Below are 16,043 nucleotides of genomic sequence, written 5' to 3'. Positions count from 1 at the left end.
AGGATAGAATCGATAGGGGACATCAGCATTGTTTCCTTTAGACAGGTTCTTCGCAAAAACAAGTCTAATGAATGCTGGTCGTCCCCCGTTTATGATGTAGAGCCTGCGGTATCGGATCTCTTCTGCGTTCATGGATAAAGCCGTGGTCATTATTAGAACGCTGTCGGCATTAGCAGGCTAGTCATATAACGATCGCAAGATCGCGGGCGATGCACCTAGCCGCTTGGACAGCTCATGAGCCTGTGTCAGCAATAATTTCACGACTCTGAGCTTGTCGACGTGATCCAGACGCGCGGAAGGACCGGCGATCGTCAGTGCTCCGACGAAGCGGTCCTCATCGCCGACAATGGGCAAGGACCACGATGATGTGTACGGGTCACGTGCGCCGCGGGAGTGTAGCGGCAAGGAGTGTTCAGGCTGCGGCTCTCCTTGCGTCCATATCGAAAAAACGCGTCCCGTCGAGGAGCGATCCGGCGGCATGATGGTGCCGGCCAGCACCTGGCTATGCAGACCTTCGAGCGGCTGATGGCGGAACAGGCAAAGCCGATGACCGGGCTGACCGGATTCCACATAAAAGGCCGCGCTTTCCCCGGTCTGCCGCGATAGATGCTCCAGCACTGGTCTGACGACACCTTCCATATCGAATCCGCGTTCGTAGACGCGAGCAAGGTAAAGAACGCGGGGGCCCAGACTGTATCGTCCGTCCTCGGCACGAACGACGTAACCACAACGAACCAGCGAGTTCAGAAGACGAAAAACGGTGGTCTTATGCAGACCGATTCTGGCGGTCAGATCGGCCAACGACTGATGCTCGGCGCCCGGTTGAAAACAGTCCAGCACGCCAAGCGCGCGCTCCACGGCGGCGACCCCTTCGTTACTCACGACATTCTCCTGAAAAGCGTTCTGCGTTGTATACAGTACAACGTCATTGTACAAAAATACAATGGCTGCATACTTCCATCAGTAGGAGACAGCAGTGTCCCAATCTCTGTTAGTGGTCACCGCGCACGTAGGCGACTTTGCTTGGCGTTGCGGCGGCGCGATGGCGTTGCATGCACAGCGGGGCGTGCCGGTGCATTTGATTTGTTTGAGCTACGGCGAGAATGGCGAATCGAACGCCGCCTGGCAAGGCCATGATGCGGTGGAGCGCGAGGCCGTCAAGCAATTGCGGCGTGCCGAGGCCGAGGCAGCAGCAACGGTCCTGGGCGTGAGTTCCCTGGATTTTTACGATCTGGGTGACTATCCGATGCCGGACTCTGCTGAGGCTGTGCAACGGATTTCCCAAACGATGCGGAGAACGAACCCAGCCGTCGTTTTGACGCACCCCGAACACGATCCTTCGAATCTGGATCATTGCCGTACCTTCGACATGGTGTTGCGTGCGCGCATGCAATCCATGGCGCCAGGGCATGGGCGCGATCATATTGTTCCGCCGCAGATCATGAGTTTCGAGCCGCACCAAACCGAACTATGCGGCTTCAAGCCCAACATCTTGCTTGACATCACGTCGGTGTGGGACAAGAAATGGCAAGCCATGCAGTCGATGCCGACGCAGCGCAATCTGTGGGCTTATTACGAGCGGGTGGCTATGCAACGCGGGGCCCAAGCTGGACGGCGCGCTAAGAGCACCGGGCAGCTGTACGGAGAGGCCTATCAAAGCATTTTTCCAACCGTGATGTCGACGTTGGTTGTATAGACCGCGATAACAACAGCAGTTCAACTCAGGAGGAGTCATTATGTTGGCCAAGAAATTATTGAGCACCATCGCGCTTGCTGTGGGCGTGATGCCGATGAGTCAGGCGGTGGCGGATTATCCGGATCGGCTCATTCGTATGGTCATTCCGTTTACGGCGGGCGGTCCCGCGGATATCGTTGGACGCGAGTTCGCGGCATTGCTGGGCAAGGAGTTGGGACAGACCGTGGTGGTGGTCAACCAGGGCGGGGGACACGGTGTGCCGGCTTTAAATCAGGTCTTGGGCCAACCGGCAGACGGTTATACCTTGTTGATGCCAGCCTCGGGCAACGTGACTGTCCCGTCCAAGGTCATGGAAGACAAGAAAGTGCTGGAGTTGTTGGCGCCCATCAGCTTGCTCACCCAGAGCCCCCACGTTTTGGTGGTCTCCGCCAAATTGCCCGTGCGTACGACGCAGGAGTTGGTTGACTATGCGCGCGCGAACCCGGGGAAGGTGAACTTCGGTTCCGCCGGCGTGGGCGGTGTGGCGCACCTGGGCATGGAGATGTTCAAAAATCAGGCCAAGGTCGATGTGGTGCACGTGCCATATCGCGGCACCTCCCAAGTCGTGACGGATCTGGCATCGGGACAGGTGCAGGCGCTATTTAGCAGCATGCCTTCGCTTAAGCCTATGATCGATAAAGGCACGGTCACCGCATTAGCGATGAGCGCGCCCAGCTCGGGCTCCGACACGAAGAATCTGCCGCAGATTTCCGAAACACTGCCGGGAGTAGAGTACACGACCTGGTATGGGTTATTTGCCAAGGCGGGGACGCCATCCGAGATTATCGAAAAGCTCAATCAGGCCACGGTAAAGGTCTTGCGAGATCCTGCGATCAACCAGAAATTCGATTCCCAAGGCGTGGAGTTTGTCTCGAGTACGCCGTCAGAACTGGCTGACATTGTGCGTCGCGATACGGCGAAATGGACCAAGCTGATACAGGAAGCCAATATTCAGCTCGACTGACGTCGCAAAATAACAAGCCATATTCCGGAACGACCCCCAACGTTGGATTTATGTCCAAAGTTGGGGGTCGATTCGTTTGCGCGGCGCTTCATAAGGAATATTATTTAATTTCGCTGAATTAGCAGTCTCGTCGTTTGTCGCTCCCTCAAATATCTGTCTAATTAGTATTGAATTCCGCAAAGGGGTTCCCTGTGGATTATTTCGAGCGTAAGGCGGCACAACGAGCGCAACTGGTCGGACCGATGTGGGCGCGCATCGGTCTTTGGTGCTCGCTAATTATGCTGGCCACTTGTGTATGGGGGCTCGCGAACGCTGTGGACCAATGGCACTATGTTGCTGCCGTCATTGGCGTCGGTTTCTTTGCCTACACTGCGTTGCTGTCGTGGCGGATTTTGAATTATCACAAAAAACGCTAGTTGATCGCGCCATGCAGGCGCTGGGTGTCCCTCGAAGGTGTCTGCTGCAGGCTGGTCAGGCAGTAGAGGCAAAGCAAGCCGTCCGAATTCTGCTTTGAAAATTTTTATTTCAATCGGCATTCTTCTCCTACATAATGCAGAAAACATGTTGGAAATCTCTAGTTGCATAGATTGCTGCAGGCCTTGGCGTTAGCTGCATAGGTATACGAGTACGCAGTGGCATGTGACGGGATTCCGTTTTCTGGTTACGGAGACGTCTTTGCCCGCCCCCAAGAGCAGTTCTATTGTTCGTTCCTGGCCCGTTGCACCGCGTGCCGGCCACGTCAGCCCCAAGGTTCCCTTCCGATTGAAAGCCTCTGTGGCGGCCCTCTGGCTGCTGCCGTTGGCTGCCCAAGCGCAGCAAACTGACAAGGCTGAGTACATCCGCAATGCGGGTTCTGACGGGCGCAACGCGTCGACGTTTCGCGGGTCCACGGCAGGCGGAAATGCGAAAGACATCACTTATTCCCAAGCTGCTTCGGTCGACCGGCAGGTGTCCGCCGCAGAGGGCGCCATCGTCCTGCGTTCCGAAGGCGGTCATGGCGGCAATGGGCATAACGGGAAAGTGGCTGACACTGCGGGTTCCGTCGGTGGCGCAGGCGGCGCAGTAAGCCTTTCGCTGCAAGGGCGCATTGCCAACAACACGGCATTTGGCTATGCGGCGGAACTGGTGTCCTCCGGCGGGAACGCCGGCTCGCGCAGAAAGGGCGGCGCGGGAGGGGGTGCGGGAGGCGCCATTACGCTCAATGCCAAGGACACGGTCGTCGAGGGGCAGGCCACGAAAACCGCTGGGATTTCGGCATTGAGTCGCGGCGGCGAAGGCAATAGTGGCTATGAAGCCGTTGGCGTTCGCTGGTCAGGCAGTAATGGCGGCAATGCAAACCGGGTCGAGGCACAATTCAGCGGTCGGGTGAAGTCGTCTGGGGCCGGTATCACGTTGCGTTCCGAGGGCGGCGCAGGCGGGACGGTCGCTGGGGGCATCGTCCAGACCAACAAAAGTCATGGAGGCACGGGCGGCAACGGCGGTGATGTACAGGCTGATGTGACCGCGCAATCAGGAGGCACGGTCAGCGAGATTTCGACGACGGGCTACGCCGCTTCCGGTTTAGTCGTGCGCAGCGCGGGTGGCGCGGGGGGTAGCGTCGGCGGCAACAGCTGGCTTAACGGTGCAGACGGAGGCTCGGGGGGCAGCGGAGGCCGTGTCCGGGCGAATTTGGATGGCGTCAGGATCGAAACCGCTGGCGCTGCATCCAGCGGAGTCTTGGCCGAAAGCAATGGCGGTTCGGGATTCTGGGGCGGTGGGTCCGCCTTGGCACGAGGCGGGATGGCAGGGTCTGGCGGTGACGGGCGCGACGTGTCGGTCTGGTTAGGCAACCGCGCGACGATCACGACTTGGGGCGACGAGGCCAGCGGCGTGCAAGCTGTCAGCCGGGGCGGCGGCGGCAGCAATGGCGGTAAGGGTGGGATCATTTATTCCCCGGGTGCCGATGGCAGCTCCGGCGGCAATGGAGGCAAGGTCAGCCTGATCAGCGAAGCCAATATCCAGACGGCTGGCAGAGACGCTCACGGCTTGTACGCAGCGAGCCTTGGCGGCGCGGCGGGCGATGGCGGGTCCGGCATGGGATTTTGGTCGGTAGGCGGACATGGCGGGGCGAACAGCCGCAGCGGTACGGTGGAGCTCAGGAATTTTGGCACCATCCACACGAAAGGCGAGGGCAGCCACGGTTTGTTCGCGCAGAGTGTCGGTGGGGCAGGTGGCCAGCAGACAGCCGAGGGCCAGGCAATGCTGGGTGGAGACCCGCAGGCCAATAGTCCGGGTGCGCACGGATGGGACGTCCAAGTCTCCAACCTGGGCGATGTCACGGTCGAGGGTAAAGCCGCCAAAGGCATGCTGGTACAAAGTATCGGCGGTGGCGGCGGTAACGGCGGCAGCGTGGCCGGCCTGGTGGCCATTGGTGGCGATGGTAAGTCCAGTGGCGACGGCGCGTCGGTCAACGTCTATAACTCGGGCACCATCACGACGCACGGCGAACTCGGCTACGGCATCCACGCACAAAGTATCGGCGGAGGTGGTGGCGCGGGCGCGAGTTCCCTCGCCGTGGGTATAGGTGCGACCATAGGTGTAGGCGGTAAAGGCGGCGTAGCGGGCAATGGTGGTCGCATCAACCTCGCCTTGGACAAGTCCAGCGCAATCATCACTAAGGGCGATGACGCCATGGGCGTGGTCGCGCAAAGCATTGGCGGCGGCGGCGGTGACGCCGGCACGGCGACAACGTTGGGCTTGCATCTCTATCTGCAATCGCTGGGCGGCGACGGCGCTGCGGCGGGAAATGCCGGGACGGTGTCCTTGGACACCGACGGCGTCATCGACACGCAGGGCAAGGGAGCAGTTGGATTGCTCGCCCAGTCGGTGGGCGGCGGTGGCGGTATTGGCGGTAACTCGACCGGGGTTGGCGTTACCATTTTCAGCGTTAGTGTTGGCGGTTCGGGTGGCGCTTCCGGGAACGGCGATTCCGTGAGGTTGACTAACCGCGCCAGCATCTCGACCCGTGGCGATGACGCGCATGGTGCGTTACTGCAGAGCATCGGTGGGGGCGGCGGCGCTGGCGGGGCTGGCGCGGCGATCGCCATGTCGGTCTCGCCGAAATATTCCGGTAGCGCCGCCATTGCCGTGGGCGGTGCCGGCGGTAATGGCGGCGCCGGTGGCGCGGTCCAAGCGACGAATCTGGAGCAAATCCGCACGGCGGGTGATGGGGCACGCGGGCTGATTGCACAAAGTATCGGCGGCGGAGGCGGCACCGCAGGCACGGCCCGCGCATTCAGTTTTTCCGCTTCCACAGGGTATGACGTGTCGCTGGCCATCTCTATTGGCCGCAGTGGCGGTGATGGCGGCTCGGGTGGCGAAGTCAAGGTCGACAACCAGAGCGCGGTCCGGACGCAGGGCGAGCACGCCACGGGCTTGCTGGCCCAAAGCATCGGCGGAGGCGGCGGTCTCGGCGGCGGTGCCGCCTCGCGTGCAGTCGCCTACGGCGCGACCAGTTTTGCGGGCGTGCTGTCTATCGGCGGCAAAGGCGGTAGCGGCGGCGATGGCGGTGCGGTGGAGGTCAAGCAATCGGGCGACATAGCCACGGCCGGCAATGGCGCCATTGGTCTGATTGCTCAAAGCATTGGCGGCGGCGGCGGGGCTGGTGGATTGACGCACGGTGACACCCGTGCTGACAACGGCAGAGTGGCCATCGTGATCGGTCGCAAGGGCGGCGACGGGGGCAACGCGGGAACCGTATCATTGACGCAGGCTGCCAGTGGCACCATCGTAACCTCGGGAATTGCCAGCGATGGTGTCCTGGTGCAAAGCGTGGGTGGTGGCGGGGGCGCCGGGTCCTCGTTGGGCGATAAGGATTTCCCGCCCTGGCCCGCACCGCCTCCCTATCCCATGCCGGACCCCGAGCCTTCGCCCGAGCCAGCGAAACCTAGCTATAAAGGGGCGCTCTCCATTTCCTTGGGCGGTGACGGCGGCGAAGGAGGCGTAGGAGCCGGTGTCACGGCCACCAATGCCGGTACAGTCGTCACGCACGGCAGGCAAAGCGTGGGCATGATCGTCCAAAGTATTGGCGGCGGCGGTGGCCGTAGCGGCACCAGTTCCGCTTCCGCGCCCGGTGGTGATCTTTCCTTAGCCCTGTCATTGGGTGGAAAGGGAGGAAAAGGGGGCGAAGCGGGCGATGTGACCGTCAACCAGCACGGCACGATACAAACGCTGGGCCGCGAGAGCACTGGCCTGCTTGTTCAAAGTATCGGCGGCGGCGGCGGAATTGCCAGTTCCAGCGAAGCGGGTGAGGGCGCAGCCAAGCTGAGTCTCGGTTTGGCGTTGGGCGGGGCTGGTGGCACGGCCGGGCAAGGCGGCAAAGTCACAATCGCCCATAGCGGCACGATCCAGACTGCCAATGGTGACGCATTGGTGGCGCAAAGCATTGGGGGGGGCGGTGGCGCCGCGGGGTTGGTCAGCGCAGGCGTCTCGGCCGATAGCGTAGATGCCATAATTGAATGGAAGGGCCCACCGCAAGGCTGGTCGCTCGCCACGACCATTGGCGGTAGCGGCGGCACCGGAGGCGATGGTGGCGAGGTCAAGGTCACCAACAGCGGCACGATTCTGGCTCAGGGCGATACCCACGCTGGCGCCGTTGTGCAAAGTATTGGCGGTGGGGGCGGCACGGGTGGCGCGGCCACGGCGTCCTACACCACGTCCCGTCTTGCCATCACGCCGGTTCATCAACTCTCGCTGGCGGTTGGCGGCAGCGGCGGAGCCGCCGGTCGCGGCGGCAATGTGACCTGGACGCAGGATGCGGGTGGCCAGATTCAAGCCACGGGAAAGTTCGGCGACGCCGTGCGGCTACAAAGCGTGGGAGGCGGTGGCGGCGTGGGCGGTAGCACCAGCGTCGGCACGACCATCAAGGACTACGACACGAAAGTCAAAATCGATTTCGCGACCCTGGCATTGTCGGGTGCGTCGAGATCCAGCGGCCCCGGCGGCCTGGTACAAGCGACCAATGCGGCTGGCTCAAAAGTCGTGACCCTGGGCGAGGGCGGTGTCGGCGTCTTGGCACAGAGCCTGGGCGGTGGCGGCGGGATGACGCACGCCGTTTATCAGGAGGGCATCAAACGGGCCAAGTTGGAACTCGGCGGCGGAACCGGGGCGGCGGGCGAGGTTCGCATCAGTCAGCATGGCGCGCTCCAGACAGCGGGCAATGCCGCGCATGGGATCCTGGCGCAGAGCATAGGCGGTGGCGGCGGTGTGACCCGGATCTTCGGTGTGCGAGATTCGTCGCCCCAAACCACGTTCAATGCCAAGACCGCAGGTAATGGCGATGCCAACAAGATTGACATCGGGATGGACAAAACGGGCAGCATCACCACCTTGGGTGACGGCGCGTACGGCATCCTGGCGCAGAGCATCGGCGGCGGAGGCGGATATGTCTACACCGGCTGGAATGGCGTGACCACGCAGGGCCCCCAATGGGCCATGCTCACCAGTCAAAACGCGGGTGTTGGTAATGGCGCGGCGGTGAACGTGCGCGTTGACGGCTTGATCAGCACGAGCGGCGCCGGTGCGCCCGGCGTTTTCGTGCAAAGCATTGGCGGCGGCGGCGGGCTGGTTGATGACCTGGCAGGCCGCGCCGGCCATGAGGGTACGGGCAGCGGCGGACCGATCACCGTGGATGTGGGCGGTACGATTCAGGCCATGGGCGCGAACTCGTCGGCCATCTTTGCACAGAGTCTCGGGTCGCAAGTCGATTCGATCACGATCAACGTCAAAGACAATGGCTTCGTGTTGGGCGGATCGGGCAAAGCCGCTGGGATCGAGCTGTCGGGCGGCAAAGACAACCGCATCACTATCGGCAGTGGCGCGACAGTGCGCGCGTTGTCTCGCGTCGCCGTGCGATCGACGACCTACGAGCAGACCACCCAGATTGACAACTACGGCACGCTGCAGGGGTCAGTGCTTCTTAATCAGGATCTGCCTGGCGTGGTCAACAACTACGGCATTATCAAGACCGGCGAAACCATGGCGTTGAGCATGGGCGATATGTACACGATCGCGCCGGGGTTGCTGACGAACCACGGTTTGCTGCAGGTCGGCGGCAACAGAGACCTGGCGACGACTTTTGTCAGAGGCGACTTCAGGCAAGAGGCCACCGGTACTTTCGAACCCAAGGTCGACTTCAGACTGAGCAAGGCAGATGTCTTGACCGTCGGGGGTACCGCGTATCTGGATGGCACACTCAAGGTGGGGGGCCGTAACCGTATGCCGAGTGAGCCTGTGCAGGTCTTCGACGCGCGCAAGAGCCTCACGTTGGCAGATGGTTTTACTGTCGAGAAGTCCGAGGTTTTCGAGTATCCGCTCATCAGAGAGGGCAATACGCTGTTGGTGGGCATCAGTGCGGACTTCACGCGCAATGCCGCCGAGCTGTCGGAGGAACAGGTCGAGGTGGCTCGCTATCTGGGCCGTAAATGGACAACGGCCGAAACCGCGTTAGCGTCACCTTCTGGTTCCGCTGCGCGCAGCGACGGCGCCACACCGCCTGGTGCCGAGTACGCACCTGTCTTTGACACGGTCGCCGAGGCCCGAGATACCCAGGCCTATGCGGATGTCCTGGATCAAATTGCTAACGATGCCATCCAAGCGCCCGTCGCGATCGTGCCTTTGGCCAATCGTATGTTCCTGAATCGCTCGATGGCTTGCCCATCGGTCGATAACACCCAGGCCGATGCGCAAGAGCAGGCCTGTTTCTGGGGCGACATTCAGGGCAATTGGCTCAACCGCGGATCGCGTCACCATGATTCCGGCTTTGACTATCGTTCGGTCCGTTATATGTTCGGTGGTCAACGTCCCTTGGGCAATGGCTGGGTGGCGGGCGGTGGTGTTTCGTATGAGGATGTCAACGGTAAGGCGATTGATACGCCGTTAAAGACGTCGGGTCACAACATTAGTGGTGTGGCGTTCCTGCGGAAGATTCATGGACCTTGGTCATACGCCGCTGCGGTGAGCGCGGGGCGCGGATCCTACGATACGCAGCGCGCGATCCGCACGGTCGATGGAATCGTGCAGCCGCATTCCGATTGGAATAGCTACTTCGCCGCGCTGCGCTTGCAAGGCGCCTACACGCATCAGATGGGCGACTACTACGTGAAGCCTTCGATGGATGTCGATGTCATCTACCAGCGCGTGCCGTCATACTCGGAAAAGGGCGGTGGCGCGTTCAATCTGGCTTTCGATGGCGCAAGCGATGTGCGCGCCATGATCAGTCCCTCGGTCGAATTCGGGGGGCGTATCGAAACGGCTGGCTTGTCGCTACGTCCTTACATGAGCGTGGGCGTCAACTGGATGCCGGATAACGATTGGTCCACGCACGCGCGACTGAAGGTCGACCACACCGGCGATAGTTTCCGCCTGTCGCAAGCGCTGCCATCGGTGTTTGGTGAGTATCGCATCGGCATGGATATTGAGACCCAGGAAGGCATGGTGCTGCGCGCGGCATGGCGGCAACGCTTGGGCGATCGCTATAACGATCGTTCGGTGCAGATGCTGTTGGGGATGCGCTTCTAGGCTTTAGTATGATGCGCGTACGTATAACTTTTGTTGACGCTTAAACCACTATGGATATTCGCCCGATCACCGAGCACGATTTCGATGCTTGGCTGCCGCTTTGGAAGGGATACCAGACGTTTTACAACGTTGAAATCCCGGAACACGTCACCGCCAAGACCTGGAATCGTTTTCTAAACCCCGATGAACCCATGTACGCTGCCTTGGCGTTTCACGAGGGTCGCGCTGTCGGGATGGTGCATTGGATATTCCATCGATCCTGCTGGAACGAGGGCGATTACTGCTATCTGCAAGATCTATTCGTCGATCCGCAGCTGCGGGGTACGGGCCATGGCCGGGCGTTGATCGAGCATGTGTACGCCCAGGCGCGGGAGAAGCAATCGCCTCGGGTGTATTGGCTGACGCACGAGAGCAACCATACCGCGATGCAGTTATACGACCGCATCGCGGATCGTCCGGGCTTTGTGCAGTATCGCAAAGCTCCCTGAAAACGAGGGGTTTTGCGTAGCCAGGACCCGGCGTCATGTACGAAGGTGCTAGCGGTTGATGTCAAACAACCGCTAGTCAGACCTCTCGACGGAGAGGTCCTGATTCATCACGATCAGACTTGGCTGAGCGCCTGTTCCAGATCTTCCATCAGATCATCAATATGTTCGATGCCGATGGACAGTCGCACCATGCCTTCTGTGACACCCGCCTTGGCGAGCTCCTGCGCATTCAGCTGGCGGTGCGTGGTCGACGCCGGGTGCGTGGCCAGTGACTTTGCGTCGCCGATGTTGACCAGACGCGTGAACAGCTTGAGCGCATCCAGGAACCGCGCGCCGGCTTCACGGCCGCCATCGCCTTTCAGGCTGAACGACAGAATGCCCGAGGCGCGCCCGCCGGACTGTTTCTGTACGATAGCGTGATCAGGATGATCCTTCAGCCCGGCATAGCGCACCCATTCCACTTTGGGATGCTTTTGCAGGGCTTCGGCAATTTTCTGGGCGTTGTCGCAAATACGGTCCATGCGCAAAGCCAGCGTTTCGATGCCTTGTAAGATTTGAAAGGCGTTTTCTGGCGAGATCGCGGCGCCCATATTGCGTAGCGGGACGACACGCGCACGGCCGATGTAGGCGGCCGGACCGAGGGCTTCGGTGTAGACCACGCCGTGGTAACTGACATCGGGTTCATTGAGTCGCTTGAACCGTTGCTTGTGTTCGGCCCAGGGAAATTTACCGCTATCGACAATCGCGCCGCCTACGCTGGTGCCATGTCCGCCCAGATACTTCGTGAGCGAATGCACCACGATATCGGCGCCGTGTTCGAACGGGCGCAGCAGATAGGGCGAAGGCACCGTGTTATCCACGATCATGGGCACGCCATGCGCGTGGGCCACATCGGCTAGCGCGCGGATATCGGTGACGTTGCCCAGCGGGTTACCGATGGACTCGATGAACACGGCTTTGGTCTTGTCGTCGATCAACGCGCCAAAGCTTGCCGGATCGCGGGGGTCGGCAAAGCGTACTTCGATCCCTTGCTGGGGAAAGGTGTGAGCGAACAGGTTGTACGTGCCGCCATACAACGTGCTGGCGCTGACGATATTGTCGCCAGTTTCGGCCAAGGTCTGAATCGCGGCCGTGATGGCGGCCATGCCAGACGCCACGGCTAGCGCCGCGATACCGCCCTCCAGCGCCGCGACGCGCTTTTCCAGCACGTCGGTGGTGGGGTTCATGATGCGCGTATAGATGTTGCCGGGGACCTTCAGATCAAACAGATCCGCCCCGTGCTGCGCGTTGTCAAACGCATAGGCGACTGTCTGATAGATGGGGACCGCCACGGCCTTGGTCGTGGGATCGGGGCTATAACCGGCATGGACGGCAAGTGTCTCTATTCTCATATTTATAAAAAGTCAGGTTGTCATTAGCAGGATGCAGAAGGCGCGATTCGCCTGCGATTCCTCGGTCTATTATCGTCCACCACCGCGTGCAGGGGAACCGGTCGGGTGCTATCGATAATGTAGGAACGCAACTTGCTGCCGGCTGCCAGTCAACTCTAGCCAGCCGGAGCTCCCTCATGTCGGTACTCGTTTCCCCCACATCAGTCTCCGAACAAAACATTCCGATCACGCTCCACGTCAATGGCGAGGCTCGGACATTGACGGTGGATCCGCGCGCCACGCTTCTAGACACCTTGCGCGAAAAGTTAAACCTGACGGGCACCAAGAAAGGCTGTGATCACGGTCAGTGCGGTGCCTGTACGGTGCACGTGGATGGCCCCCGCGTCAATGCCTGCTTGGTATTGGCCATCTCGGTGCAAGGGCAGAAGATCACCACCATTGAGGGCTTGGGTGGCCCAGAGTCGATGCACCCTTTGCAAGCCGCCTTTGTCGCACACGACGGCTATCAATGCGGCTACTGCACGGCCGGACAGATCATGTCCGCGGCCGCTTTGCTCCAAGAACCTTGTGGCGATAGCGATGCAGACATCCGCGAAATGATGAGCGGCAATATCTGCCGCTGCGGTGCCTATTCGAACATTGTGGCCGCGATTCAAGACGTGCGCACCAAAGGGAAAAGCCATGCATAGTTTTGAATACACGCGTGCTCATGATCTGGATGCAGCGCTGCGTTTGGCGCAGGAACACGCGCACCAGATACGCTTCTTAGCGGGGGGCACGACACTCATTGACTTGATGAAACTCGATGTCGAGACGCCTTCGCATGTCGTCGATATCAATGGCTTAGGCCTGGACCGGGTCGAGCAGCTGTCCGATGGCCGAACGTTGATTGGTGCGCTCGTGCGCAATGCAGACCTGGCGAATGATGCGCATATTGCCGATAGGTATCCGGTGCTATCCCAAGCGCTGCTATCCGGCGCTTCGCCTCAACTACGCAATATGGCGACGACCGGTGGCAATTTGCTGCAGCGCACTCGCTGTGTGTATTTCCGCGATCGTGCGGCGCGCTGCAATAAACGCGAGCCTGGCACGGGTTGTGATGCGATTGAGGGGCACCATCGCAATTTGGCGGTATTGGGTACCAGCGAACATTGCATCGCCAGTAATCCTTCTGACATGAACGTTGCGCTGATGGCGTTGGACGCCACGGTGCATGTGCAGCATCGGGCCGGAGAGCGCGCCATCCCGATTCGGGAGTTCTATTTGTTGCCGGGCGACACCCCTCATCGGGAAACGGTGCTGGAACCTGGAGAGATGATTACCTACGTCGGCTTGACACCGCTGGGAGAGGGCACGCATACCTGCTACATCAAACTGCGCGATCGTGCTTCTTATGAATTCGCGCTGGCCTCGGCCGCCGTTGTGCTGCAAGTCCATGATGGCCGTATCGCGAAGGCCGGAATTGCCCTGGGTGGAGTGGGCACGCGACCCTGGCATTGCCCGCAGGCTGAACAAGTGCTACTGGATCAAATCCCCACTCGGTCGCTTTACGAGCAGGCCGCGAAGGCCGCTTTGCAAGACGCCATCCCCTATCGCGAGAACGGCTTCAAGATCGAGCTGGCCCGGCGCTGTCTCGTGCACACCCTGTCCACCGCTCTGCCACCGCAATAGAGGAAGCGCATCATGGCTCAAGCTCAACTGGCCAACCCCGAGGCGATTGGAAGTCCTTATGCCCGCATCGACGGCCCCGTCAAGGTAAGCGGGGCCGCGCGCTACACAGCGGACTTTAATTTGCCGGGGATGGTGTATGGCATGCCGGTATGCGCCACCATCGCACATGGTCGCGTGGTGTCGATAAATACCGCTCGCGCGCAGTCCATGCCGGGCGTGCGCGTGGTGCTGCATCATGGCAACCGCCCACCGCTGTACCGTGCCGCGGGCGGCTCGATTGACGAAAGGCGCCCGCCACTGGATGACGATCAGGTTCGATACTACGGGCAGTATGTTGCCTTTGTCGTGGCCGATACCTACGAGCAAGCCCAGGCAGCGGCGAATGCGGTCGAAGTGACCTATGACGCGCAATCACCCGATGTCTCGCCACCCGCAGAGGAAGACACCCCCAACACGGAAAGCACGCGAGGCGATGCGGCGAGCGCTTTTGCACAAGCCCCCGTACGCATAGACGCGGTGTACTCGACGCCAGTCGAAACGCATAACTCCATCGAGTTGCATGCGTGTGTCGCGCATTACGATGACGATACCCTCACGCTCTATGATGCCACGCAAGGCGTGGTCAACCAGCGTGACGTGATCGCCCAGATGCTCGGTATGGGCATCGAAAACGTGCGCGTGATCTCGCATTATTTGGGCTCGGGATTTGGCGGCAAGCTCTGGCCGTGGCCGCATTCACTGCTGGCAGCCGTGGCGGCCCGCATGCTCGGCCTACCCGTCAAAGTCGTCATCAGCCGGGCCATGACTTTTCACAGCGCGGGCCATCGTCCCTATACGCGCCAGCATCTGCGCTTGGGCGCTACGCAGGATGGGCGCTTGGTGTCGATACAGCACCATTACCTGAGCCAGGCGTCGATACGCGACGATTATCGCGAGGGTTGTGGCGAGCCCACGCCGCGCATGTACAGCACGCCTAACTTGTCGGTGTGTTGGGGCATGCCGAGGCGCCACGTCGGTGCGCCCACCTCCATGCGCGGGCCGGGCGCCGTGCCCGGCATGTATGCGCTCGAGTCCGCGATGGACGAGCTCGCCTGGGCCTTGAAGATGGACCCCATCGAGCTGCGGCTTAAAAACGAGCCCGATCATGACGAAGGCAAGAATTTGCCTTTCTCTTCGCGGCATCTGCACGAATGTCTGGAGCAAGGCGCTGAGCGTTTCGGCTGGCACCGTCGCCAGGCCGAAGTCGGCGCGATGCGTCAGGGCGACGAAGTACTGGGCTGGGGCATGGCGGCCTGTACGTGGCCTGCGATGCGCATGCCTAGCGAAGTCCGCGTGACGTTACACGCTGACGGCACGGCGCGAATACTCTGCGCCACACAGGATATCGGCACGGGCACATACACCATCCTTGCCCAGCTACTCAGTGCCGAGACCGGCATCCCTCTTGATCGTATTGAAGTGGGGTTGGGCGATACGAGATTGCCACCCGGTCCCGTGTCTGGCGGTTCCGCGGCCACGGCGTCTATTGTGCCGGCAGCGCTTTCGGCCACCCGTAAAGCCGTGCGGGCCGCCATCAAACTGGCCACTAAAAAGGACGCACCGTACGCAGGGAAATCTGCTGACGATCTGGTCATGCGTGACGGACGTCTCGCGCTAAAGCACGATCAGAACGACCCCGGTGTCCCTGTGACAGAGATATTGACAGCTTCCGGCGTAGTCAGTGTCGCGGGCGAGGGGCAGGCCGATACCGGCGCGGACGCGAAGAAAAAATACTCCATCGCCACATACGGGGCTCACTTCGTCGAAGTCGCTTGGCATGCCGCGACGGCACGCCTGCGCGTCAAGCGGGTTGTGACCGTCATCGATGGCGGTCGAATCCTGAATCCTCGCACTGGTCGTAATCAGATCGAGGGCGCGATCATCATGGGCATAGGCATGGCGATGCTTGAGCAAACCCATTACGACCATCGCTCTGGTGCGCCGGTAAACAGCAACCTCGCGGATTACCTGGTCGCCACGCATGCCGACGCACCGCAGATCGACGTGTCATTTCTCGACTACCCGGATGTCGTCTGGAACGAGGTTGGTGCACGCGGTATCGGCGAAATTGGCTTAGCCGGGTTTGCCGCGGCCGTGATGAACGCCGTCTATCACGCAACGGGCGTACGCGTCAGAGAATTGCCCGTGAAGATCGAAGACTTGATAGGGGCCGCAGTCCAGGCGTAGAGTGTCATTCG

10 protein-coding genes are annotated in these 16,043 nt (G+C 60.8%); 8 read left to right on the top strand and 2 right to left on the bottom strand.

Annotation, left to right across the window (positions count from 1 at the left end; translation table 11 throughout):
- Positions 1 to 177: 177 nt before the first annotated feature.
- Entirely contained in the window at positions 178 to 882 is a 705-nt protein-coding gene (locus GOQ25_RS12680; RefSeq protein ID WP_160350817.1) for an IclR family transcriptional regulator, read from the bottom strand.
- Between the two features lie 94 nt (positions 883 to 976).
- On the opposite strand from GOQ25_RS12680, the gene GOQ25_RS12675 reads away from it, so the two are divergent.
- The 5 genes from GOQ25_RS12675 to GOQ25_RS12655 all read left to right on the top strand — a co-directional run bounded on the left by GOQ25_RS12675 (position 977) and on the right by GOQ25_RS12655 (position 10,744).
- Positions 977 to 1,696: a PIG-L deacetylase family protein gene (locus GOQ25_RS12675; protein ID WP_160350816.1), complete on the top strand. Its 720-nt coding sequence runs from the start codon at positions 977 to 979 to the stop codon at positions 1,694 to 1,696.
- 40 nt (positions 1,697 to 1,736) lie between these two features.
- Positions 1,737 to 2,699 (top strand): tripartite tricarboxylate transporter substrate binding protein, encoded by a 963-nt coding sequence (locus tag GOQ25_RS12670; RefSeq protein WP_160350815.1) that lies wholly within the window; start codon positions 1,737 to 1,739, stop codon positions 2,697 to 2,699.
- A gap of 191 nt (positions 2,700 to 2,890) precedes the next feature.
- Positions 2,891 to 3,115 carry a hypothetical protein gene (locus tag GOQ25_RS12665; protein ID WP_160350814.1) on the top strand — a complete coding sequence of 75 codons (225 nt, stop codon included), beginning with the start codon at positions 2,891 to 2,893 and terminating at the stop codon, positions 3,113 to 3,115.
- A 259-nt stretch (positions 3,116 to 3,374) separates the two neighbouring features.
- A complete protein-coding gene (locus GOQ25_RS12660; RefSeq protein ID WP_160350813.1) occupies positions 3,375 to 10,256 on the top strand; it encodes an autotransporter outer membrane beta-barrel domain-containing protein in 6,882 nt (2,293 codons plus the stop codon).
- A 50-nt stretch (positions 10,257 to 10,306) separates the two neighbouring features.
- Positions 10,307 to 10,744 carry a GNAT family N-acetyltransferase gene (locus tag GOQ25_RS12655; protein ID WP_160350812.1) on the top strand — a complete coding sequence of 146 codons (438 nt, stop codon included), beginning with the start codon at positions 10,307 to 10,309 and terminating at the stop codon, positions 10,742 to 10,744.
- Between the two features lie 113 nt (positions 10,745 to 10,857).
- On the opposite strand, the gene GOQ25_RS12650 is transcribed toward GOQ25_RS12655, so the two are convergent.
- Positions 10,858 to 12,135, bottom strand: a complete 1,278-nt coding sequence (locus tag GOQ25_RS12650; protein WP_160350811.1) for an O-acetylhomoserine aminocarboxypropyltransferase/cysteine synthase family protein — start codon at positions 12,133 to 12,135, stop codon at positions 10,858 to 10,860.
- Between the two features lie 176 nt (positions 12,136 to 12,311).
- Between GOQ25_RS12650 and GOQ25_RS12645 the strand changes: the two genes are divergently transcribed.
- The 3 genes from GOQ25_RS12645 to GOQ25_RS12635 are packed head-to-tail and all read left to right on the top strand — an operon-like array spanning position 12,312 to position 16,032.
- On the top strand, positions 12,312 to 12,824 hold the full coding sequence (locus tag GOQ25_RS12645) for a (2Fe-2S)-binding protein (protein WP_160350810.1): 513 nt from the start codon (positions 12,312 to 12,314) through the stop codon (positions 12,822 to 12,824).
- Complete coding sequence (locus GOQ25_RS12640) at positions 12,817 to 13,806, top strand: xanthine dehydrogenase family protein subunit M (protein ID WP_160350809.1); 990 nt, start codon at positions 12,817 to 12,819, stop codon at positions 13,804 to 13,806. The genes GOQ25_RS12645 and GOQ25_RS12640 overlap by 8 nt, the downstream gene beginning before the upstream one ends.
- Positions 13,807 to 13,818: 12 nt before the next feature.
- Positions 13,819 to 16,032 carry a xanthine dehydrogenase family protein molybdopterin-binding subunit gene (locus tag GOQ25_RS12635; protein ID WP_160350808.1) on the top strand — a complete coding sequence of 738 codons (2,214 nt, stop codon included), beginning with the start codon at positions 13,819 to 13,821 and terminating at the stop codon, positions 16,030 to 16,032.
- The last annotated feature ends 11 nt before the right edge of the window (positions 16,033 to 16,043 follow it).

The sequence above is a fragment of the Bordetella sp. 15P40C-2 genome (assembly GCF_009763235.1).
Lineage (GTDB): Bacteria > Pseudomonadota > Gammaproteobacteria > Burkholderiales > Burkholderiaceae_B > Bordetella_A.
The sequence above is the reverse complement of the archived record's forward strand: the minus strand, read 5'-3'. Positions and strand labels throughout refer to the sequence as shown.